This window comes from Bradyrhizobium sp. SZCCHNR1053 (assembly GCF_032381235.1).
Classification (GTDB): domain Bacteria; phylum Pseudomonadota; class Alphaproteobacteria; order Rhizobiales; family Xanthobacteraceae; genus Bradyrhizobium.
In genome coordinates this window covers 41,377-62,375 of record NZ_JAUHJM010000003.1, presented here as the reverse complement: position 1 = coordinate 62,375, position 20,999 = coordinate 41,377, and the positions used below count along the sequence as shown (strand labels likewise).

Sequence of the window (20,999 nt, the reverse complement as noted above, 5' to 3'; positions counted from 1 at the left end):
GGGAAGCACATGTCCATCGGAACTATCATCCTCATCATTCTCATCATCGCCCTGCTCGGCGGCTTTTCCGGCATCGGCGGCGGTCCGTTCTACGGCACCGGCTACTACGGCGGCGGCGGCCTTGGCCTGATCATCGTCATCGTGCTGATTCTCGTCCTGCTCGGACGCATCTGATCCGATCGATCTCATAGCCATCCAACTGATCAGCTCGGGCTGACGTGGCCGCGCCACGTCGGCCTGGGCTTGATTGCGCCCCGCATCGCATCCGTTACGCTTCCACTTCGTTCGCGAGCTTCCTCATCGCCGACTTGATCGCTCCGGCCGCGTCGTCATAGCCCTCCCACGCCTTGGTCTTGGGCAACAGCGCCGGCACGGTTCGGACCGTGTACCGCTTGGGTTCGAGCCCGTTCTTCACCTGCGCCCACGTCAGCGGCATCGACACGGTGGCGCCTTCGCGGGCGCGCGGCGACAGCACGGCGACGGCCGTCGACATCCGGTCGTTGCGCAGATAGTCGAGGAAGATCTTTCCCCTGCGCAGCTTCTTCGACATGTTGAGCAGATATTGCTCCGGGCTGTCGTTCGCCATCCATTGGCACACGCCCTGGGCAAACGCCTTCGCCTCGGGCCAGCTCACCTTGTCGCGCGCGCCGTGCAGCAACGGCGTCACCACATGCAGACCCTTGCCGCCCGTGGTCTTGCAGAAGCTCTCGAGTCCGAGGCTCTTCAAGCGCTGGCGCATGTCCTTGGCTGCCGCGATCACCTCCTCGAACGCGACGTTCGGCGCCGGATCGAGATCGAACACCAGCCGGCCCGGAACGTCATAGGCGTCCGGCGCGCAATTCCATGGATGCAGCTCGACGGCGGCGACCTGAGCCACCGCGATCAATCCCTCGACGCGATCGATCTGCAGATACGGCTTGCGATCGCCCGAGACCTTGACCAGCTCGAGCAGGTCCGACATGCCCTGCATGCCGTGCCGCTGGAAGAATTTTTCGCCACCGATGCCGTCAGGCGCACGCACGATCGAGCATGGCCGGCCCTTCAGATGACCGATCATCCAGTCGCCGACGGCTTCCAGATAGTTCGCGAGATCGAGCTTGGTGACGGGCTCGCCGTCGCCGGCGTCCGGCCACAGCGCCTTGTCGGGCTTGGAGATCGCAACGCCCATCACGGTGGCCGAGCCCTTCGTCCGAGACGGCGTCTTGTGGACCGTGGTGCCGACGGTCGCGACGCTCGCCGCGGCGCGCGCCACCGGCTTCGCAACCTTCGTCGTCACCACCGGCTCCTCGGCAACGACCTCGCGCGCCGGCTTGTCCTCGCGCAGTGCCTTGAACGAGGCCTGCCTGACATTGCCGTCGCCGGTGAAGCCTGCAAACTCGATCTCGGCGACCAGCTCGGGCTTGAGCCAATGCACCTCGCGCGTCTTGCGCGGCGCGTTCTTGCCGCTGAACGGGCTCTTGTCGGAGGCAGCCGCCTTCAGCGCCGGCATGATCTCCTTCACCGTGTCCTGGCCGAAGCCGGTGCCGACGATCCCGACATAAGCGAGATGATCGTCCTTGTTGACGCCGACCATCAACGATCGGAATTTGCCGTTGGTGGTCTTCCAGCCACCGATGACGACCTCGTGGCCGGGCCTGGTCTTGGCTTTGGTCCAGCTCTCCGTCCGTCCCGAATGATAGGCCGAGTCCAGCTTCTTGGAGACGATGCCCTCCAGCGACAGCTTGCGTGCGGACTCCAGCACCGCCTCGCCGTCGCTCTCGAAGTGCTCGACATAGCGGATGCGCGGCGCCTTGCCTTTGATGTTCGCCTTCAACAGCTTCGCGAGCCGCGCCTTGCGCTCGCGCAAAGGCTGGCGGCGAAGGTCGAACTCTTCGGCGAACATCAGGTCGAAGGCAAAGAAGATCAGCTCGTCGGTTTCGCCCGCTGAGATCGCCGCCTGCAGCGCCGAGAAATTCGGATTGCCGTCCTTGTCGAGCGCGACGATCTCGCCGTCGATGATCGCATCCGGCAGCTTCGCGGCCTCCTGCGCGATCGCACTGAACTTGGCCGTCCAGTCCAGGCCCTTTCGCGTCTTCAGGGTTGCCTTGCCGTCTTCGACCCTGATCTGCACGCGGTAGCCGTCGAACTTGATCTCATGCCCCCACCCCTCACCGCTCGGCGGCTTCGCGACCGAGGTACAAAGCTCAGGGGCGACGAAGTCCGGCAACGATGACACCATGCGCGGCGCCACTGTCTTCAACTTCAGGCTCGCTTTCGTCGTCTTTGCCGACGGCGCCGTCTTCGTCGAAGTGGCCTTGCCGTCGCTGCGGTTCGAATGCCACACCGCATCGGCATTCATGCGCTGTGTCTTGGCGAGCATGAACGGCTTCGGCGCTTTGCCTTTGCCGGCCGCGATCTGCTCCATCGTGCGCCCCGACGCCACTGATTTGTCGGCGTCGAGAATGTCGTTGGCCTCGCCCTCCTTGGCAAATTCGTCGCGATGCTTGATCAGGAGCCAATTGGTGCGCTTGCCGCCGGTGCGATCGTGGCGCATGCGCACCAGCACCCAACTGCCATGCAGCTTCTCGCCATCCAGCGTGAACTTCAGATCACCCTTCTTGAAGCCGCTCTCGGGATCCTCGCTCTCCCAATAGCCACGGTCCCACAGCATGACGGTGCCGCTGCCATACTCGCCTTCCGGGATCGTGCCCTCGAAATCGCCGTAGTCGAGCGGGTGGTCCTCGACCTCGACCGCGAGCCGCTTGTCATGCGGATCGAGCGACGGGCCCTTGGTCACCGCCCACGACTTGAAGACGCCGCCAAATTCGAGCCTGAGATCGTAGTGCAGCCGCGTCGCGTCGTGCTTCTGGATGACGAAACGCGGCCGCGGCGCACGCGCAACCTTGGCGTCGCCGGACGGCTCCGCCGTCTTGTCAAAATCGCGCTTTTTGCGATAGGTGGAGAGCTTCCTGAGCGCCACGGTGATCCCTCGCGTTGAGTGGTAGCGTAGCAAAGCCGGTGAACTCGTGGAACCGGCCGCATCAACATGATGATAACATCGGGCAAAGTTCCGCGTTCCCGCGGCTCAGGGAGCCCAGGCTGCGCTGGCGTCCGCCCTCTGCCAATCGAGAGGGCGCAGGGAAGGCCGGGAGCTCGCCGCCCCCATGGCCCGCCTGCGAAAAAAATGCAGGCGGCAGGTACCACAGGTGCAGCCGAGACATCCCGGCCCTCCCTGCGCGACGGCTTTAACGGCTGCTTCGCGTTCTCCTCGGCGCGCCGGACTTGTTGGCCACCGTGTCGCGACAATGCGCTTGCGCGCATCGCGCTGGATACCAGCATCGGGGTATCAGGACCGCGCGACTTGACCGTGCATGCCGGATTGTTCGTCGGCGCGACTGAATCACGCTGCAATCCGACACACCCATCGCATTCCGCTGCCGACGTCCGTGACGACCGCGATACGTCCCCTCCGACGCAACGGAACGGGTCGAACCATAATGCTGATTTTACGAAGTCGTCAAGCGAATTATTTTTTCCCGAAGCGACCTTCGCCGGGCCCATGGAACCCACACCGACGCTTGCCCGTTGCAGCCTCGTCCGGATTGTCCAAGGAGACCACGATGGCCCCCCGCGCCTATTGGAAAGGCTCGCTCAAACTCTCGCTCGTCAGTTGCCCCGTCGTCCTCTATCCGGCGTCGACCTCGGTGGAGAAGACGCGCTTCCATCTGATCAACCGCGAGACCGGCAACCGGCTCAAGCAGCAGATGGTCGACTCCGAGACCGGCGACATCGTCGAAGGCGACCAGAAGGGCCGCGGCTACGAGCTGTCCAAGGGACAGTACGTCGAGATCGAGCCCGAGGAGCTGGAGGCGGTCCAGATCGAGAGCAACCATACGATCGACATCGACAGCTTCGTGCCGCGCGACGAGATCGACCAGCGCTATCTCAACCATCCCTATTACATCGCCCCCGACGGCAAGGCGGCAATCGACGCCTTCGCGGTGATCCGCGATGCGATGAAGGATCAGGACCGCGTCGCGCTGGCGCGCATCGTGCTGACCAACCGCGAGCATATCATCGCCATCGAGCCGATGGGCAAGGGCATGCTCGGCACCACCCTCCGTTTTCCCTATGAGCTGCGCGACGAAGGCGAGTTCTTCGACGACATCAAGGCGCCGAAGATCACCAAGGACATGGTCGAGCTCGCCGGCCACATCCTGCAGACCAAGGCGGCGCATTTCGATCCCTCGGACTTCAAGGACCAATACGAGACCGCGCTGAAGGCGCTGGTAAAACGCAAGGCGTCGGGCAAGCCGATCAAGCTACCGGAGCCGGAGGAACGGCCCGACAACGTCGTCAGCCTGATGGATGCGCTGAAGCAGAGCCTGAACGGCAAGAGCGGAAAAAAGACGGCGCGTGCGGCGCCACGGCGGACGAGCACGCATCGACGCACGGCGAAGAAGGCGCATCGGTCGGCGGCGCGGCAGAGGAAGGCGGGCTGAGTACGCCGTAGCCCGGATGAGCGCAAGGCGGCGCAATCCCGAGCCTCAGCTTTTCTTCGATGATTTCTTTGCTGTCTTCCGGCTGGTCTTCTTCGTGATCTTCTTGCTTGATGCCTTCTTGGTTGTCTTTTTCGATGACTTCTTCGCCGATGTCCGCGCGCTCTTCTTCGGCGGCACCTTCTTGCCCTCGCGGCGCGCCTCCGAGAGGCCGATCGCGATGGCCTGCTTGCGGCTCTTGACCTTGCGACCGGAGCCGCCGCTGCGCAGCGTGCCGGCCTTGCGCTTCTTCATCGCCCGGCCGACCTTGGCCGATGCCTTGCGCGAGTATTGTCGTGCCATGAACATCCTCCCGATAGCGACACGTAAACCGCGTCGGCGAGACGAAAGTTCCAAAGCGCAAGCTGATGCCGCGTACCTCCACACATGCTTTCACGATCGCGGGAATCGAAGCCCGTCGATACATCGAGATTCCAATGCAGCTTCGCGCTCGTCGCCTCGATGACGGATAGACCGAGAAGCCGATCAGACGTTCTGATCCGCCGCATGAGGCGCAACTGGACAAGGCGACGTTCCGAATGATGCGTCCCTGGCCTCTTCCTCAGTCAGCAATTTCAGGAGCACCGTCCGCTTGGACTCATCGTTGAATTCAGCGAGACGTTTCCTGAACAGGATGAGGTTCTGCAGATGAATGTATTCTTCCATGACCGACCTCACTGATGGGAGCCAAGAACAACGCGTCGGGCTGACCTTGATTGAGATGAATTTCGGGCATGATGCTCTTCCCGGTATCGCCGATGACAATCTCTGCGCCGCAGTCGGCTGCCTCGCCCCCCAAAATTCAGATCGCGTTCTGACAAGCCGAGACATGGCACGTCCCGTGTTTACACCATCGTGCATGCAAACGCACGATCAGCTGCGCCGATCAGGTGGCACGACCGCAGTCTCGATCATCCGTTGATCCAGAGAACGGGCGCCTGCGGACGTACTGTGCCGCAGCGCGACATGACCGGTTGGTCAAAATTGCTCGTAAATTTAACGAAACGAGCTGATGCCGCCCGCGGGACACGCAAGCTCGCCCATCGAATGGCGATGTCAACGCCCCTGACACATAGGACCAGTCGGCCGATACGGCCAAGCTCAGTCCGGCGCGCGCAGCCGATAGCCGATGCCGGTCTCGGTCAATACGAATTGCGGGCGCTCGGGATCGGCCTCGATCTTCTGCCTCAGTTGGCGCACATAGACGCGCAGATATTGCGCGTCGGTCAATTCGTCCCACAGCTCCTTGAGCAGGAAGCGGTGCGTCAGCACCTTGCCGGCGTGTTGCACCAGGACGCGGAGCAGATCGTATTCCTTGGGCGACAGCTTGATCTCGCGCTCGCCGACCTTGACGATGCGGCGGACGAGATCGACGGAGAGATCGCCGGAGCGGAACACCGGACGCTCGCCCTGCACCTGCAACTGATGCCGCAACGCCGCGCGCAGCCGCGCCAGCAATTCATCCATGCCGAACGGCTTGGTGATGTAGTCGTCGGCGCCGAGATCGAGCGCCTGGACCTTGCCCGCCTCGTCGCCGCGGCTGGACAGCACCACGACCGGCACAGCCTCGTTGCGGCCACGGATGGTACGCAGCAGCTCGAGCCCGTCGATGTCGGGCAGGCCAAGGTCGAGAATGATCAGCGCCGGCTCCTGGCCCAACAGATCCAGCGCAATCCTGCCGTTCGAGGCTTCGAGAATCTCGTAGCCCTGCGTGGTCAGGCCCATCCGCAGCAGCTTGCGGATCGGCGGCTCGTCGTCGATCACGAGCACCTTGATCGGAGCGCCGGTCATGCGGCCGTATCCAGCGGTCTGGCCTGCGCCGGCACCGGCAGGCGGATGGTGAGGACCGCGCCGCGCCGATCGGTGCGGTTGCCGGCGAAGATGCGGCCATGCATCGCCTCGATGAAGCCGCGCGAGATCGCGAGCCCCAGCCCCGTGCCGGGCCGCACCTGGTCGCCCTTCTGCACGCGATAGAACTTGTCGAACACGTGCTCGACCTCCGCGGCGGGAATGCCGTCGCCTTCGTCACGGATCTCGAGCACGACCCAGTTGTTGTCGCGGGCCGCACGGATCGCGATCGAGGTCTCGGGAGGCGCATATTTGGCGGCGTTGTCGAGCAGATTGAACAGCACCTGCTCGAACAGCACCGCGTCGACCTCGACCATCGGCAGATCGGGCGCCAGCTCCAGCGAGACATGATGACCGGCGAGGATCTTGCTCGCGCGCCGAAGCGCGCTGCCGACGATCTCGCCGACGTCGTGGAGCGCGGCGTTCGGCACGATCGCGCCCGATTCCAGCTTGGTCATGTCCAGGAGATTGGCGATGAAGCGGTTGAGCCGCTCGGATTCGTCGATGACGGTGGCGAGCAGGTCGAGCTTCTCCTTGTCGGACAGCCTGGCGGCCAGATCGCGCATCGTCGAAGCCGCGCCGAGCACGGAGGCGAGCGGCGTCTTCAGATCGTGCGAGATCGACGTCAACAGCGCCGAACGCAGCCGGTCCTGCTCCATGGTGCGCTTGACCTTGTCCATGTCCTCGACCAGCAGCACGCGCTCGATCGCGAGCGCCCCCTGGTCGACCAGGGCATCGAGCAGCCGGCGCTGGTCCGGCGTCAGCAGCGGCCCGGTGCGATCGTCGTCGATGCCAATGACACCGATCGAGCCGCGCCCGGTGCGCATCGGCAGGAACAGGCGCTTCGCGCCGGGCAGCGTGTCGGAGCCGCGGCCCGCTGCGCGGTCGTTGCTCCAGGCCCAGCTCGCAGCGGCGAGGTCGGCGTCGTCGAGCTGATCCTCCGGCGGATAGCCGGTCATGACCGTGAGCTTGCCGTCCTGCGGCAGCAGCAGCACGACCCGCACCTTCAGCATCAACGCCGCCTGATAGGCCGTCGCCCACAGCACGTCGTCGAGGGTCGCGGTGCCCGCGAGCTTGCGGCTGAAGGCGTAGAGCTGCTCGGTGGTCCGGATGCGCTGGGTGGCCGAATCCGCCTGAACGCGCACGCGCGCGGCGACGTTGGACACCAGGATGGCGATCAGCATGAAGAAGAAGAACGCGCCGATGTTGGTCGGATCGGTGATCGTGAACGTATACAGCGGCGGCAGGAAGAAGAAGTTGTAGCAGAGCGAGGCGGCGAGGCTCGCCAGCAGCGACGGCCCAAGACCGTAACGCGCGGCGACGCCGACCACGGCGGTCAGGAACACCAGATCGACGTTCTCGATACCGAAGAAGGGCTGGATGAGCTCGGCGAGGCCGAGGCCGACAGCCGTGATCAGCAGCGCCATCAGATAGGGCTTTGGCCGCAGCGGCTCGCTGCGCGGGCGCGTCTGCACCGACGGGCTCGGCGTGTCCGGCGCCTCCTCGCCGGCGATCACGTGGATGCTGATGTTGCCGGCGCGCCTGACGAGGTCATGCACCACCGAGCCCCTGATGATCTCGAACAGGCGCGAGCGGCTCGACTTGCCGATGATGATCTGGGTGACGTTGTTGGCCTGCGCGAAGCTGATGAGGTCATCCGCGATGCGCCGGCCGACGCCCGGAATCGTCAGCGCCTCGCCGCCGAGGGTCTCGGCCAGCCGCAGCGTATCTGCGAGCCGGTCGCGCTGCTTGTCGGTGAGCTGCAGGTTGCGCCGGGTCTCGATGGTAACGGCGGTCCACGGCGCGTGGACACGGTCGGCGAGCCGCTTGGTGTAGCGCACCAGCCCTGTCGCCCGCGGATCCTCCGACACGCAGACGAGGATCCGCTCGCCGGCCGCCCAGGGCCCGGCGATGGCATTGGCCTGCATGTGGGTGAGCAGTTGCTCGTCGACGCGCTCGGCCGTCCGGCGCAGCGCGAGCTCGCGCAGCGCGGTCAGATTGCCAGGCGAGAAATAATGCTCCAGCGCGCGCTCGGCCTGTTTGGGGACATAGACCTTGCCCTCCTTCAGCCGCTGGATCAGATCGTCGGGCGTGAGGTCGATCAGCTCGATGGCGTCGGCGCGGTCGAGGATCGAGTCCGGGACGGTTTCGCGTACGCGCACATGAGTGATCTGGGCGACGACGTCGTTGAGGCTCTCGATGTGCTGGACGTTGACCGCGGTGTAGACATCGATGCCGTGCGACAGCAGCTCCTCGACGTCGAGATAGCGCTTGGGGTGGCGGCTGCCGGCGGCATTGGTGTGCGCAAGCTCGTCGACGATCGCGAGCTTGGGGCGGCGCGCGATCACGGCATCCAGATCCATCTCCTCGACGATCTGGTCCTTGTAGGAAATATGTTTGCGCGGGACGACCTCCAGGCCGCGCACCAGCGCCTCGGTCTCGGCGCGGCCATGGGTCTCGACGAAGCCGATCACGACGTCGACGCCGGCCCTCAGCTTGGCATGCGCGCTCGACAGCATCTCATAGGTCTTGCCGACGCCGGGGGCCGCGCCGACGAAGATCTTGAGCTTGCCGGCAGGACTGTCCTCCCGCCGGGCCGCTTCGAGCAGGGCTTCCGGCGAGGGACGTTGGTCAGGATCGCGGCGTTGACTGGCCATGCGGCATTATAGACGGAGGGACCTCGGCGCCAAGGCCAAGACCTTCAAGGCCAAGACCTTCAGGGCGTCACTGCGGTTTGGCAGCGTCGAGTGCCAGATTGAGCGCAAGCACGTTAACGCGGGGTTCGCCGAGCAGCCCGAGCAGACGGCCCTGGGTCTGCCGGGCGATCACGGCCTGGACGCTTGCCTCCGGCAAGCCGCGCGCCTTGGCCACCCGCGGCACCTGGAACAGCGCTGCCTCCGGCGAGATGTCCGGATCGAGCCCGCTCGCCGAGGTCGTCACCAGATCGACCGGCACGGCCTGCGCGGGATTCTCCGCCTTCAGCTTGTCGACGTCCTCCTTGACGCGGTCGGCCAGCGCCTTGCTGGTGGGGCCGAGATTGGAGCCGGACGAGTTGGCAGCGTTGTAGGGCGCCGAGACCGTCTTGGTGGAGTCGTTCGGATCGGCTGCCGAGGTCGCCGACGGACGGCCGTGGAAATATTTGTCGTCCTTGAACTCCTGGCCGATCAGCGCCGAGCCGATCACCTGGCCGTTGCGCGTGATCAGGCTGCCTTCGGCCTGCGCCGGAAAGATGGTGCCGGCGACGACGGTCATGGCGAGCGGGTAGAGCAGCCCGGTGATAAGGGTCAGCGCGAGCAGGATGAAAATGGCGGGACGGATTTCTTTGAGCATTGTGGTGTCTCCTGTTTCTCTCCCGTCATTGCGAGCGAAGCGAAGCAATCCAGAGTCTTCAAGCCGTGATAGTCTGGATTGCTTCGTCGCTTCGCTCCTCGCAATGACAGCGGTTGTGGTGTCAAGCCAAATGCAAGGCGGTCACGATCAGGTCGATCGCCTTGATGCCGATGAAGGGGATGATGATGCCGCCCAGGCCGTAGATCATCAGGTTGCGGCCGAGCAGCGCGCCGGCACCGATCGCCCGATACGCGACGCCCTTCAGCGCCAGTGGGATCAGCGCGATGATGATCAGCGCGTTGAAGATGATCGCGGACAGGATCGCGCTCTGCGGGCTCGCGAGGTTCATGACGTTCAGCACGTTGAGCTGCGGGTAGAACGCCAGGAACATCGCCGGGATGATCGCGAAATATTTGGCGACGTCATTGGCGATCGAGAACGTCGTCAGCGCGCCGCGCGTCATCAACAGCTGCTTGCCGATCTCCACCACCTCGATCAGCTTGGTCGGGTTGGAGTCGAGATCGACCATGTTGCCGGCCTCGCGCGCGGCCTGCGTGCCGGTGTTCATGGCGACGCCGACGTCGGCCTGCGCCAGCGCCGGCGCGTCATTGGTGCCGTCGCCGCACATCGCCACCAGCTTGCCCTTGGCCTGCTCGTCGCGGATCAGCCTGAGCTTGTCCTCGGGCGTGGCCTGCGCCAGGAAATCGTCGACGCCGGCTTCGGCGGCGATCGCCGCCGCCGTCATCGGGTTGTCGCCGGTGATCATGATGGTGCGGATGCCCATCCGGCGCAGCTCGGCGAAACGCTCGCGGATGCCGCCCTTCACGATGTCCTTGAGCTGGACGACGCCGAGCAGGCGCCCGTCCCTGGCGACCGCGAGCGGCGTGCCGCCGGATTTGGCGATGTCGTCGGAGATTGCACGGATCTCGCGGACAAGCTCGCTCTCGACCGGCTGGACCGCGCGCACCGTGTTGCCGGAGACGGGCTGGGTCGGGCCGCCGCCGATGGCGTTGAGGATGGCGTCGACCGCACCCTTGCGCACCGAGGAGCCGCCGGCATCGACGCCGCTCATGCGGGTCTGCGCCGTGAACGGCACGAAAGTGGCGCCGAGCTCGGCCATGTCGCGGCCGCGGATGCCGTATTTGTCCTTCGCCAGCACCACGATCGAGCGGCCCTCCGGTGTCTCGTCGGCGAGCGATGCGAGCTGCGCCGCGTCGGCGAGCTCCTGCTCGCTGATGCCCCTGACGGGACGGAACGCAGTCGCCTGGCGATTGCCGAGCGTGATGGTGCCGGTCTTGTCGAGCAGGAGCGTATCGACGTCGCCGGCGGCCTCGACCGCACGGCCGGACATCGCCAGCACGTTGAAGCGCACCAGGCGGTCCATGCCGGCGATACCGATTGCCGACAGCAGCGCGCCGATCGTGGTCGGGATCAGGGTCACGAACAGCGCCACCAGCACCACCACCGAGATCGAGCCGCCGGCATAGGCCGCGTAGCTCGGGATCGTCACGGTCGCGAACACGAAGATGATGGTGAGGCCGGCGAGCAGGATGTTGAGCGCAATCTCGTTCGGCGTCTTCTGCCGCTCCGCACCTTCGACCAGCTTGATCATGCGGTCGATGAACGTCGAGCCTTGCGCCGCCGTGATCTTGACGCGGATCCAGTCCGACAGGACCTGGGTGCCGCCGGTCACCGCCGAGCGGTCGCCGCCGGATTCGCGGATGACGGGAGCGGACTCGCCGGTGATGGCGGCCTCGTTGACCGAGGCGACGCCTTCGATCACCTCGCCGTCGGAGGGAATGGTGTCGCCGGCCTCGACCAGCACGATGTCGCCGACCTTCAGGCTGGTGCCGGGCACGAGCTTGTAGGTGTGATCGGCCGGGCTCGCGCCCGTCAGCAGCTTGGCCTGGCTCTCGGTGCGCGTCTTGCGCAGCGAATCCGCCTGCGCCTTGCCGCGGCCTTCGGCGACGGCTTCGGCGAAGTTGGCGAACAGCACGGTGAACCACAGCCAGAGAATGATCTGGAAGGTGAAGCCGAGGTTCGCTCCGCCGGTGACGACGTCGCGCAGGAAGATCACCGTGGTGAGCGCGGCGACGACCTCGACGACGAACATCACGGGGTTCCTGATCATCAGCCGCGGGTCGAGCTTGACGAGCGCCGCCTTGATGGCCGGCAGCACGATCTTCGGGTCGAGCATCGTCGACATCGACGAGCGCTTCTGCAGTTTCATGGTGTCCATGGAGGTTGCTCCGAGATCAAAACACGGTGCCGGCGGTCATCGCGAGGTGCTCGACGATCGGACCGAGGGCCAGTGCGGGGAAGAAGGTGAGGCCGCCGATGATCAGGATGACGCCGACGACGAGACCGACGAACAGGCCGCCGGTGGTCGGGAACGTGCCGGCCGAAGGCGGGATCGACTTCTTCTGCGCGAGCGAGCCCGCGATCGCCATCGCCGGGATGATCATGAAGAAGCGGCCGACGAACATCGAGGACGCGAGCGTGAGGTTGTAGAAGAAGGTGTTGCCGGTGAGGCCGCCGAAGGCCGAGCCGTTATTGGCGGTCGCGGAGGTGTAGGCATAGAGCACCTCGGTGAAGCCGTGCGGACCGGCATTGGCCATCGAGGCGACGGCCGAGGGCAGCACCACGGCGACCGCGGTCCAGCCGAGATACATCAGCGGCAGCACCAAGATTGCCAGCATCGCCATCTTGACCTCGCGGGCCTCGATCTTCTTGCCGACATATTCCGGCGTGCGCCCGACCATCAGGCCGGCGACGAAGATCGCGAGCACGACGAACAGCAGCATGCCGTAGAGGCCGGCGCCGACGCCACCGACGATGATCTCGCCGAGCTGCATGTTGATGAGCGGGATCATGCCGCCGAGCGCGGTGAAGCTATCATGCATGGCGTTGACGGCGCCGCAGGACGCCGCCGTGGTGATCACGGCGAACAGCGACGAGGCGACGATGCCGAAGCGGACCTCCTTGCCCTCCATGTTGCCGCCGGTCAGGCCCAGCGCGTTCAACGTGGTCGTACCGTTGGCCTCGGCCCAGTAGGTGATAGCGACGCCGGCGATGAACAGGACGCCCATCACGGCGAGGATCGCCCAGCCCTGGCGCTGATTGCCGACCATGCGGCCGAACACGTTGGTGAGGCCGGCACCGAGCGCGAAGATCGAGAGCATCTGGATGAAGTTCGACAGCGCGTTCGGGTTCTCGAACGGATGCGCGGCGTTGGCATTGAAGAAGCCGCCGCCATTGGTGCCGAGCATCTTGATCGCGACCTGCGAGGCCACCGGGCCGACCGCGATGGTCTGCTTCGCCCCTTCCAGCGTGGTCGCCTCGACATAGGGCCCGAGCGTCTGCGGGATGCCCTGCCAGACCAGGAACAGCGTGTAGACGATGCACAGCGGCAGCAGCACATAGAGCGTGCATCTGACGACATCGACCCAGAAATTGCCGACGGTCCGCGCCGAGGCGCGTGAGAAGCCGCGGATCAGCGCGATCGCGAGCACGATGCCGGTTGCGGCCGACAGGAAGTTCTGGTGCGTCAGGCCGAGCATCTGCACGAGATAGGAGACCGTGCTCTCGCCGCCGTAGTTCTGCCAGTTGGTGTTGGTCAGAAAGCTGATCGCGGTGTTGAACGACAGATCCTCAGCCACCGCGGACTGTCCGGCGGGGTTGAACGGCAGCACGGCCTGCAGCCGCATGACGCCGTAGATGATCAGGAAGCCGCCGACATGGAACAGCAGCATCGCGACCGTGTAGGTCAGCCAATGCTGCTCGCGGCGCTCGTCGACGCCGCCGGCCCAGTAGATCGCGGACTCCACGGGCCGCAGCACCGGCGACAGGAAGGTGCGCTCGCCATTGAAGACGCGCGTCATGTACCAGCCGAGCGGCTTGGCGAGCGCGACGATGACGGCGCAGTAGAGCAGGATCTGGATCCAGCCGATCACAGTCATGGGATGTGTCCTTGAAGGTGCGAGAGCCGGCGGTCAGAACCGCTCGGGCCGCAACAGCGCGTAGGTGAGATAGATCAGAAGGCCGAGCGACACGGCGCCGGCGAGCGAATAGTCAAAGATCATGGCGCGTCTCCTAGAGTCGCTCGCAGGCATAGGTATAGCCGATCGCCAAGGCGAAGAAGCCGGCGGCCAGCGCCAGCATCAGGATGTCAAGCATGGTGTGCTCCTCATGCGCGCGAAAGACGCGCAATGCGTGGAGCGGCCGCGAGCGCCGGTGCAGCCACGGTCCGTTCCATGGCGGACAGATGGCATCGGGCCTCGTAGGTTTTCGAGACGGCACCACCGGCTGAGTTATAGGAATCTCATAAAGACCGCGGCATTCCCCGGGCAAAATCGCGCGGCTGCGGGCCTCGTCCGCATATGAGCGGCCGCACGGCGGAGGCGTCTTTATGCGCCGCTTATTTCTCTCAGCCCCCGCCCCTCTCGCATTCCTACGGCGCCGTCGGCCACATTGCCGGTCAGGGCCCACCGGGCCAACGCTCACTGACGACGGGAGGCCAGCATGGCTGCCTTGACGACACGACCGGATGTGCCGGAGCCGGCACAGATCGCGCAGACCACCACGGCGATGCTGGCGGCTTTGCTTGACGACGACGAGGGAGTCTCACCCTTGTCGGCGCGCGGGCGGCGCCGGCTGCGGATCGCACGATTCCTGGAGGTCGAGGCGCGGATCGATGCCGCGCTCGAGCTGATCGCGCTGCAACTGCCGCGATGGCAGCTCCGCCGCATCGCCTATGATGACGGCGAATGGCACTGCGCATTGTCGCAACAGCGCGAATTGCCGGACTGGCTCGATCGTTGCGCTGAAGCCCGCCACAGCGATCTCGCCCTCGCCATTCTCCACGCCGCGGCCGAAGCCCGCCGTCTCGAGCCGAGCGTCTCGCAGCCTGACGCAAGGCGCGGCATCACGACGGAGCCGGCGGTCGCCGACCTGCTCTGCTGCGACAATTTCTGAGCCGCCGTCATTGCCGCGATGTTGCTTTCCGCTGACAAGGCCACGGAGCTTCCGGCCGCCAGGGTGCTGCTTCGATTTCTGCTACGAATGTTGGTCCTCATCCTGTTCGCCGCGTTCGGCAGCATCGGCTTCGGTCTCAGCCTCGCTGCCCTGCTCTGGATGACGACGATCCTGTGTGCCGTGCTCGCGACGCTGCGCCGGGAGCGCGTGTTCGCCGCGAGCCTGAACCATTGGGACGAGATGATCGGCTACACCGCGCTCTATTGCGCGGTGATGGCGCTGATCCAGCCGTCCGGAAACTAAGCGCCCTTACACCGCTCTTATGCGATCGCACGCGGCGCCATCTCGAATTCCTACCCCTCGCCTTCGATATTGCCGACCATGAGCGCCGATCGTTCCGACCGGCCTGCTCACACCACAGCAAGGATCACACCCGTGAAAAGTCTCGAACCCCCATCGTGCAGCATGCCGGCCCCCGCGCTCGTCTTCATCGGCAAGAACGGCCGTGGCCAGTGGGTCGCCCAGGAGCAGAATGGGCTCTATGGCGGCCTGTTCGTGAGCCGTGCCGAGGCGATGAAATATGCGCTGTTCGAGAACGGCCACCACCCGGAAACCATCGTCGAGCTCGCGCGCACGATCGAGCTCGATGCCGATGGCCGGCTTGCTCCGATCGGTCTGCTGTTCGCGAGCGGAAGGCGACCGGTCGCATGAGCGATGCGCTCAGGATGCAGCCTGGATCGGCCGCACGCTGGCTCGCCGGCACCATCGCGGACATTCCAACCCCGTTCGATGCCAATGGTGCGCTCGACCGCCCGGCGCTCGCCAGACTGTGCGAGCGGCAGATCGAAGCGGGCGCCAGCGCGATCCTGGTCTGCGAGACCGCAGGCGAAGCATCTACGCTCACCGCGGCAGAGCGCGAACAGGTCATTCGCACGGCAGTGACGGCGGCCGCCAATAGGGTCCACGTCATCGCCGGAGCAGGATCCAACGCGACGCTCCAGGCCGTGCAGAACACCCGCCAGGCGGCAGCCGCCGGCGCGGACGCGATCATGTCGGTGGTCCCTTACTACAACCGACCTACGGCAGAGGGAATCTACGCGCATTTCCGCGCCGTCGGCGACGCGACGGCGCTGCCGGTCATTCTGCACGATTGCCCGTCGCGCACGGGACGCGCACTGCCCGACGATACACTGGTGCGCCTTGCGCGGTGGGCGCAATTCGTCGGCCTGCGTGACGGCACCGGCGATATCGCACGGACCGTACATCTGCGATCGCGGCTTCCGGTCGGCTTCCGCCTGCTGTCAGGCGACGATGCGACGGCGGTGCCGTTCGCAGCCGCCGGAGGCGACGGCAACATCTCGCTGGTGGCCAACGTCGCACCGCAGCTCTGCGGCGCGCTTTTCGCCTATTGTCAGCGCGCCCGCTGGCGCGCTGCGCGACGGCTGCATCATCAGTTGCTGCCGCTGATCGAGGCATTCAGCCGCGATACGCCGGCCGCAGTCAAATACGCGCTCAGTCTCCAGGGGCTCATCGCCGCCGGCGTTCGTCTGCCATTGACAGCTTTGGACTCTCCCACGATGGCAGCCGTCATGCAGGCCATGACGCTGCTCAGCGCTCACACCGCAGCCGCGTCACGGAGGCAGGAGGTCCGGTGTTGAGAGGGCCCACCGCGCGGTGCCGCGAGGACCGATCGTTCAGAAGCTCCCTTTGTCGTCAACAATCTGCGGCGACCGCGGCCGGACTCTCGCATCACCCGGCGGCGACGGAGACGCCACGGAACTGCGCCGACAGAGCAGCTCGTTGCGCAAGCGCCGCAGCTTGGCCGCGGCGATCGCGGCATGAATGGTCCTGAAGATGCCGCGCAGCGTCTTGATTGGATGCGGCCGCCGGATGGCTCTCAGGCCGATAGCGCCGCGGGCTTCGCGAAACAGGTCAACCGCGCTCATGTCCATTCTCCGTCGGGCCGGCGCCAGATCCGGCCGGCAAGGCGGAAGATGGAGCCCAGCAGCGTAGGAATGCGAGAGAGGCCGAATTCGTCTCGTATAGGAAATCAATAAGTGCAAGGAGGCTCGGCGCTTTCGCGGTAAGCGAGCTTCCACCTAGCGGCCGCGCAGCACCGCGCAAAAAAAAGGGGCGGCCGATCCGGCCGCCCCTTTTGTATCGTCGTCGATCGGTCAGAAGATCTTGACCGCGCTTTCCAACGTCTTCCAGACGCCCCAGGCCAGCGGCACGCCGACGAAGGCCCAGAACAGGGCGGCCTTGACGTCGAGGCCGCCCTTGCCGATGCCGAACGACCCATGCTGGATCGCCGACTCGTTCTTGGCGAGCTCCGCCTGGTACTTCGCGACTTCGTCCGCGCTCATGTTCCACTTGTCATCGACGGGCTTGATCAGGAAGTTGCAGATCAGGCCGGCGAGCAGCATGGCGCAGAGAATATACATCGTCGTGTTGTACAGCTGGTCGCGCGGCACGCCGGCGGCGAGCTGGAACTCGCGGATGTAGTTGACGACCACCGGACCGATGATGCCGGCCGTCGCCCACGCGGTCAGCAGCCGGCCGTGGATGGCACCGACGAACTGGGTGCCGAACAGGTCGGCCAGATAGGCAGGTACGGTCGCGAAGCCGCCGCCGTACATCGAGAGGATGATGGCGAAGGCCCCCACGAAGAGCAGCTTGGACCCCATCGCTGCGAAGGTCGGCGCCAGCGCATAGAGCACGATGCCGATCAGGAAGAAGCAGTAATAGGTGTTCTTGCGGCCGATGTGATCCGAAAGCGACGCCCAGAAGAAGCGGCCGCCGATGTTGAACAACGACAACAGGCCGGCAAAGCCTGCCGCGATGCCCGCGATCGCGGCCTTCTGGCCGGCGTCGAGCTGGTTGAAGCTGACGTCAGGCAGACCGATCAGCTTGCCGGCGAAGATCTCCTGCAGCATCGGCGAGGCCATGCCGATCACGCCGATGCCTGCCGACACGTTCAAGCAGAGCACCCACCAGACCAGCCAGAACTGCGGAGTCTTGTGCGCGTTGTCGAGATGCACATGGTGCTCCGAGATCATTGCCTTCTTGACCGCAGGCGGCGTCCAGCCTTCGGGCTGCCAGCCGACCGGAGCGACGCGATAGGCAAAGGCACCGATCATCATGAAGACGAAGTAGATCACGCCCATCGTGACGAACGTCTCCCAGACACCCACCGAGGTCGGGGTCTTGAAGTAGTTCATCAGCAGGTTGGCGAGCGGAGCACCGATCATCGCGCCGCCGCCGAAGCCCATGATGGCCATGCCGGTCGCCATGCCGCGCCGGTCCGGAAACCATTTCACCAGGGTCGACACCGGCGAGATGTAGCCGAGGCCGAGGCCGATGCCGCCGATGACGCCGGCGCCGACCCACATCATCCAGAGCTGGTGCACATAGATGCCAAGCGCTGCGATCAGCAGGCCGCCACCCCAGCAGCAGGCCGCAACGGCACCCGCCTTGCGCGGTCCGGCCCGCTCGAGCCAGCCACCCCAGACCGCCGCGGAGCCACCCAGCAGTACGAAGAACAGGGTGTACATCCAGCCAAGGCTTGCGACCTTCCAGTCGCAGGTCGTCGTGAACAGCTCCTGCACCAGGGTCATGTCCGGGCAGGCCTGGGTCTTGGTCACGCCGATCGCGCGCGACAGCGGCAGCCAGAACACCGAGAAGCCATACGCCATGCCGATGCACAGATGGATGCACAGCGCAGCCGGAGGAACCAGCCAGCGGTTGAACCCCGCCTTGGCGACCGTGTGCTCACGATCGAAGATCCCCGCTTGCGAGCCCGGGAGCGTGCCCGCGCTTTCAATGGTAGCCATGCATTCCTCCCCTACGGACTCCCGTCCAACGCAACAACGTCATGTTCTGTCCCCTTGATCAGAATCAATACGCCCACTCACCCCGCCCGCTATCGCGTACCAGAGCAGTCCCGCAACGCACAAACGCTCATCATTGGCTCGATGCGCATAACACCCCACCCGAGACGTTATGCCCTCACCATCTTTGTGCCGCTGTTCTGCCTGGCCCGCTCCCCAGCGGGCATGACTCGTCTCCCGCAACCTCCGCGGAAGCGTCTCAATTGGTGCAGAACTGAGGCAAATTGTCGATAGTAAAATGGTAATAATCGGTCGATCTTCGTGGATTGATCGCACTGCAGCGGGAATGTGTTGCTAACAAACACACAAATTCACGTGCAACCAACGCGACCGCCACTCACGGCTGTAGCCACATTGCTCTCGATTACTTTCCGGACGCGTCACGACCATTCCTGATGGAATCAACTAATGAGATGTCCGGGCGATCAGCGACGGGACACGGCTTAAGGCCGCATGCGCGCGCTCGCGGAAACGTGAAGACGAAGCAACTTGTCCTTGCCTGGCAACAGCGTCGCAAGCCTGGACTGAGAACGCGGCATTGTTGTGAGCTCGGGTTGACGCCGCTGCGACGATAGGAAGCAGCACGATCCCTTGACACATCGATGCGTCGAGATCGCACCCGCGAACTACGTAGTTCGAGCAACCTGCAGCAGAGGATGTTCACCGCCGCACGGGTCATCCGGCCGGTCCCGCCACCTTCTCGATCCGAAACAGAATGCCGCGCTCGGTGCGATCGACACTCTCCACCCGATCTCCGGTCTCCCGTACCAGATTCGGGATGTCGATCACCGCAAGCGGGTCGGTACAGCAGACTTCGAGCCGCTCTCCCGCCTTGAGCGTCCGTAATGCCTTCCGGGTCTTCAGCACCGGCAGTGGGCACTTCAGGCCCGTCAGATCCAACCTCGTCATCATCATGTGCGCGACCATGGCCAAGCGGTTCCGGCACGTCAACCGGGCCGCACCATCACGGGAACCCTGAACTGGGTTCCTGGGATGCCAGAGGAACACTGACGTTGCGAACTCGCGCGAGTTCCATCACGGAACACCAAGTTTGTCGCACAACGCCAGAACGTCCGCCAGCGGCATCGCCAGATGGTGGACGAGCGCCGCGATCGCCGGGATATCGTCGAGATGAACGCGCGGCAGCGCGGTCTCGACATCGCCGTCGCTGGCGAGCCCGACGATGCCTGGATCATCGGGAAACAGCAGCGGCTTGCCGTTGGCTGTGCGATGCACCTCGATGCGGCGATGCGGCCCGGCCTTGTAGCCTTCGATGACGACCAGATCGACGGGAGACAACTTCGCCAGAAGCTCCGCGAGTGCCGGCTCCCTTGCGCCGCGCAGCTCGTGCATCAGCGCCCAGCGCGTGCCCGACGCGACGAGGACCTCCTCGGCGCCAGCCTCGCGATGCCGCCACGAATCCTTGCCGGGAACGTCGACGTCGAACTTGTGATGGGCATGCTTGATCACCGAGACGCGCAGTCCCTGCCCCTTGAGATGAGGAATCAGCCGCGTCAGCAGCGTGGTCTTGCCGGCGCCGCTCCAGCCGGCGAGGCCGATGACTTTCATCGCGGTCTCCAGAAGAGCCCCGGCGCTTTCGCACAGCCAGGAGCGCGGAATCGATCGATGGCCCGAAGGCCGGGTGGAACGCCATGTCCACGCTTCGCGCTGTCATGCCAGCAGCCCCGCGGACCAGGCAAGGCCCGTAAGCGAGGGGCATGCCGGTGCGTGCGGCCGCCCCGCAGACTCAAATGGTGGATCGTGCGCGCCAACGCTGACGCCCTGGCAGCAGTCGTGGTAACGAACCCGCGATGACAGCCATGACCTCGACTTCGATCCCCGGCGTGCTGCTCGCCGGCGGTCGCGCGCAGCGGATGGGCGGCGGCGACAAGCCGTTGCGCATGGTCGACGGCCGCACCATCCTGGAGCGCGTGATCGCGCGGCTGGCGCCGCAGTGCAGCCGGCTGATCCTCAATGCCAATGGCGACCCCGCGCGCTTCGCAGGCAACGGCCTGACAGTCGTGCCGGATGGTGTCGTCGGCTTTCCGGGCCCGCTCGCCGGCATTCTCGCCGGCCTCGACTGGGTTGCGGCGCACATGCCGGAGGCGCGGTGGATGCTGAGCGCCGCCGGCGACTGTCCATTCCTGCCGCGTGATCTGGTCGTACGGCTGGCGACAGCGCGGGCGGCGGAGCAGGCCGAACTGGCGTTGGCGGCGTCCGGCGGACAGATCCACCCAGTGATCGGGCTGTGGCCGGTCGGGCTGCGCGAGGACCTCCGCCACGCCCTGGTCGCGGAGGACATCCGGAAGGTCACCCGCTTCACGGCGCGCTACAAGGTCGCGACCGTGAGCTGGCCGTCGGTTCCGCTGGATCCGTTCTTCAATGCCAATACCGCGCTCGACCTCGCCGAGGCGGAGCGGCTCGCAGCTCTCGAGGATTGAGG

The 20,999-nt window shown here is 65.2% G+C and carries 21 protein-coding genes; 8 read left to right on the top strand and 13 right to left on the bottom strand.

The genetic code is table 11. From position 1 onward, the window contains the following. The first annotated feature begins 9 nt into the window (after positions 1-9). The gene (locus tag QX051_RS09460; RefSeq protein WP_006614022.1) at positions 10-174 is read left to right on the top strand and encodes a DUF3309 family protein; all 165 of its coding nucleotides are present in this window, start codon (positions 10-12) and stop codon (positions 172-174) included. A 94-nt stretch (positions 175-268) separates the two neighbouring features. On the opposite strand, the gene ligD is transcribed toward QX051_RS09460, so the two are convergent. Next, positions 269-2,959, bottom strand: coding sequence for a DNA ligase D (gene ligD, locus QX051_RS09455; RefSeq protein ID WP_315775908.1), 2,691 nt, complete (start codon positions 2,957-2,959; stop codon positions 269-271). 640 nt (positions 2,960-3,599) lie between these two features. Between ligD and QX051_RS09450 the strand changes: the two genes are divergently transcribed. Continuing rightward, positions 3,600-4,481 (top strand): Ku protein, encoded by an 882-nt coding sequence (locus QX051_RS09450; protein WP_315775907.1) that lies wholly within the window; start codon positions 3,600-3,602, stop codon positions 4,479-4,481. Between the two features lie 45 nt (positions 4,482-4,526). Here the strand turns inward: QX051_RS09450 and QX051_RS09445 are convergent, their stop codons facing one another. Continuing rightward, positions 4,527-4,820, bottom strand: a complete 294-nt coding sequence (locus QX051_RS09445; protein ID WP_315775906.1) for a DUF6496 domain-containing protein — start codon at positions 4,818-4,820, stop codon at positions 4,527-4,529. 183 nt (positions 4,821-5,003) lie between these two features. Then, the gene (locus QX051_RS09440) at positions 5,004-5,183 is read right to left on the bottom strand and encodes a hypothetical protein (protein ID WP_315738670.1); all 180 of its coding nucleotides are present in this window, start codon (positions 5,181-5,183) and stop codon (positions 5,004-5,006) included. On the opposite strand from QX051_RS09440, the gene QX051_RS09435 reads away from it, so the two are divergent. Continuing rightward, positions 5,182-5,439: a hypothetical protein gene (locus tag QX051_RS09435; RefSeq protein WP_315775905.1), complete on the top strand. Its 258-nt coding sequence runs from the start codon at positions 5,182-5,184 to the stop codon at positions 5,437-5,439. The two genes, QX051_RS09440 and QX051_RS09435, sit on opposite strands and share 2 nt — an antisense overlap. Positions 5,440-5,618: 179 nt before the next feature. Here QX051_RS09435 and QX051_RS09430 read toward each other — a convergent pair whose 3' ends face one another. The 6 genes from QX051_RS09430 to QX051_RS09405 all read right to left on the bottom strand — a co-directional run bounded on the left by QX051_RS09430 (position 5,619) and on the right by QX051_RS09405 (position 13,777). Continuing rightward, positions 5,619-6,308, bottom strand: coding sequence for a response regulator transcription factor (locus tag QX051_RS09430; RefSeq protein WP_315775903.1), 690 nt, complete (start codon positions 6,306-6,308; stop codon positions 5,619-5,621). Then, the gene (locus tag QX051_RS09425; RefSeq protein ID WP_315775902.1) at positions 6,305-9,022 is read right to left on the bottom strand and encodes a sensor histidine kinase KdpD; all 2,718 of its coding nucleotides are present in this window, start codon (positions 9,020-9,022) and stop codon (positions 6,305-6,307) included. The genes QX051_RS09430 and QX051_RS09425 overlap by 4 nt, the downstream gene beginning before the upstream one ends. 67 nt (positions 9,023-9,089) lie before the next feature. Beyond that, a complete protein-coding gene (locus tag QX051_RS09420) occupies positions 9,090-9,695 on the bottom strand; it encodes a K(+)-transporting ATPase subunit C (protein WP_315775901.1) in 606 nt (201 codons plus the stop codon). A gap of 121 nt (positions 9,696-9,816) precedes the next feature. Further along, positions 9,817-11,934 (bottom strand): potassium-transporting ATPase subunit KdpB, encoded by a 2,118-nt coding sequence (gene kdpB, locus QX051_RS09415; protein ID WP_315775900.1) that lies wholly within the window; start codon positions 11,932-11,934, stop codon positions 9,817-9,819. A gap of 16 nt (positions 11,935-11,950) precedes the next feature. Next, complete coding sequence (kdpA, locus tag QX051_RS09410) at positions 11,951-13,654, bottom strand: potassium-transporting ATPase subunit KdpA (RefSeq protein ID WP_315775899.1); 1,704 nt, start codon at positions 13,652-13,654, stop codon at positions 11,951-11,953. Between the two features lie 33 nt (positions 13,655-13,687). Next, the gene (locus QX051_RS09405) at positions 13,688-13,777 is read right to left on the bottom strand and encodes a K(+)-transporting ATPase subunit F (RefSeq protein ID WP_042340291.1); all 90 of its coding nucleotides are present in this window, start codon (positions 13,775-13,777) and stop codon (positions 13,688-13,690) included. A gap of 439 nt (positions 13,778-14,216) precedes the next feature. Here QX051_RS09405 and QX051_RS09400 point away from each other — a divergent pair, with 439 nt between their 5' ends. The 4 genes from QX051_RS09400 to dapA all read left to right on the top strand — a co-directional run bounded on the left by QX051_RS09400 (position 14,217) and on the right by dapA (position 16,327). Further along, a complete protein-coding gene (locus QX051_RS09400) occupies positions 14,217-14,669 on the top strand; it encodes a hypothetical protein (protein ID WP_315738677.1) in 453 nt (150 codons plus the stop codon). 87 nt (positions 14,670-14,756) lie between these two features. Further along, entirely contained in the window at positions 14,757-14,972 is a 216-nt protein-coding gene (locus QX051_RS09395) for a hypothetical protein (protein WP_409998080.1), read from the top strand. 132 nt (positions 14,973-15,104) lie between these two features. After that, entirely contained in the window at positions 15,105-15,380 is a 276-nt protein-coding gene (locus QX051_RS09390) for a hypothetical protein (protein ID WP_315775897.1), read from the top strand. After that, positions 15,377-16,327 (top strand): 4-hydroxy-tetrahydrodipicolinate synthase, encoded by a 951-nt coding sequence (gene dapA / locus QX051_RS09385; protein ID WP_315775896.1) that lies wholly within the window; start codon positions 15,377-15,379, stop codon positions 16,325-16,327. The genes QX051_RS09390 and dapA overlap by 4 nt, the downstream gene beginning before the upstream one ends. A 36-nt stretch (positions 16,328-16,363) precedes the next feature. Here dapA and QX051_RS09380 read toward each other — a convergent pair whose 3' ends face one another. The 4 genes from QX051_RS09380 to mobB all read right to left on the bottom strand — a co-directional run bounded on the left by QX051_RS09380 (position 16,364) and on the right by mobB (position 20,125). Next, positions 16,364-16,621, bottom strand: coding sequence for a hypothetical protein (locus QX051_RS09380; RefSeq protein ID WP_315775895.1), 258 nt, complete (start codon positions 16,619-16,621; stop codon positions 16,364-16,366). Between the two features lie 222 nt (positions 16,622-16,843). Further along, on the bottom strand, positions 16,844-18,499 hold the full coding sequence (locus QX051_RS09375) for an OFA family MFS transporter (protein WP_315771955.1): 1,656 nt from the start codon (positions 18,497-18,499) through the stop codon (positions 16,844-16,846). A gap of 732 nt (positions 18,500-19,231) precedes the next feature. Beyond that, the gene (locus QX051_RS09370; protein WP_315775893.1) at positions 19,232-19,483 is read right to left on the bottom strand and encodes a sulfurtransferase TusA family protein; all 252 of its coding nucleotides are present in this window, start codon (positions 19,481-19,483) and stop codon (positions 19,232-19,234) included. A 108-nt stretch (positions 19,484-19,591) separates the two neighbouring features. Beyond that, a complete protein-coding gene (mobB, locus tag QX051_RS09365) occupies positions 19,592-20,125 on the bottom strand; it encodes a molybdopterin-guanine dinucleotide biosynthesis protein B (RefSeq protein ID WP_315738683.1) in 534 nt (177 codons plus the stop codon). 242 nt (positions 20,126-20,367) lie between these two features. Between mobB and mobA the strand changes: the two genes are divergently transcribed. Beyond that, positions 20,368-20,997, top strand: a complete 630-nt coding sequence (gene mobA, locus QX051_RS09360) for a molybdenum cofactor guanylyltransferase MobA (protein ID WP_315775892.1) — start codon at positions 20,368-20,370, stop codon at positions 20,995-20,997. The last annotated feature ends 2 nt before the right edge of the window (positions 20,998-20,999 follow it).

Coding starts and splice junctions, on each gene's coding strand:
- mobA (WP_315775892.1), top strand. CDS start 20,368: ATGACAGCCATGACCTCGACTTCGATCCCCGGCGTGCTGCTCGCCGGC.
- QX051_RS09435 (WP_315775905.1), top strand. CDS start 5,182: ATGACCGACCTCACTGATGGGAGCCAAGAACAACGCGTCGGGCTGACC.
- QX051_RS09460 (WP_006614022.1), top strand. CDS start 10: ATGTCCATCGGAACTATCATCCTCATCATTCTCATCATCGCCCTGCTC.
- QX051_RS09370 (WP_315775893.1), bottom strand. CDS start 19,483: ATGGTCGCGCACATGATGATGACGAGGTTGGATCTGACGGGCCTGAAG.
- QX051_RS09400 (WP_315738677.1), top strand. CDS start 14,217: ATGGCTGCCTTGACGACACGACCGGATGTGCCGGAGCCGGCACAGATC.
- QX051_RS09450 (WP_315775907.1), top strand. CDS start 3,600: ATGGCCCCCCGCGCCTATTGGAAAGGCTCGCTCAAACTCTCGCTCGTC.
- kdpA (WP_315775899.1), bottom strand. CDS start 13,654: ATGACTGTGATCGGCTGGATCCAGATCCTGCTCTACTGCGCCGTCATC.
- kdpB (WP_315775900.1), bottom strand. CDS start 11,934: ATGGACACCATGAAACTGCAGAAGCGCTCGTCGATGTCGACGATGCTC.
- mobB (WP_315738683.1), bottom strand. CDS start 20,125: ATGAAAGTCATCGGCCTCGCCGGCTGGAGCGGCGCCGGCAAGACCACG.
- QX051_RS09425 (WP_315775902.1), bottom strand. CDS start 9,022: ATGGCCAGTCAACGCCGCGATCCTGACCAACGTCCCTCGCCGGAAGCC.
- QX051_RS09375 (WP_315771955.1), bottom strand. CDS start 18,499: ATGGCTACCATTGAAAGCGCGGGCACGCTCCCGGGCTCGCAAGCGGGG.
- QX051_RS09405 (WP_042340291.1), bottom strand. CDS start 13,777: ATGATCTTTGACTATTCGCTCGCCGGCGCCGTGTCGCTCGGCCTTCTG.
- QX051_RS09430 (WP_315775903.1), bottom strand. CDS start 6,308: ATGACCGGCGCTCCGATCAAGGTGCTCGTGATCGACGACGAGCCGCCG.
- dapA (WP_315775896.1), top strand. CDS start 15,377: ATGAGCGATGCGCTCAGGATGCAGCCTGGATCGGCCGCACGCTGGCTC.
- QX051_RS09445 (WP_315775906.1), bottom strand. CDS start 4,820: ATGGCACGACAATACTCGCGCAAGGCATCGGCCAAGGTCGGCCGGGCG.
- QX051_RS09420 (WP_315775901.1), bottom strand. CDS start 9,695: ATGCTCAAAGAAATCCGTCCCGCCATTTTCATCCTGCTCGCGCTGACC.
- QX051_RS09440 (WP_315738670.1), bottom strand. CDS start 5,183: ATGGAAGAATACATTCATCTGCAGAACCTCATCCTGTTCAGGAAACGT.
- QX051_RS09380 (WP_315775895.1), bottom strand. CDS start 16,621: ATGGACATGAGCGCGGTTGACCTGTTTCGCGAAGCCCGCGGCGCTATC.
- QX051_RS09395 (WP_409998080.1), top strand. CDS start 14,757: ATGTTGGTCCTCATCCTGTTCGCCGCGTTCGGCAGCATCGGCTTCGGT.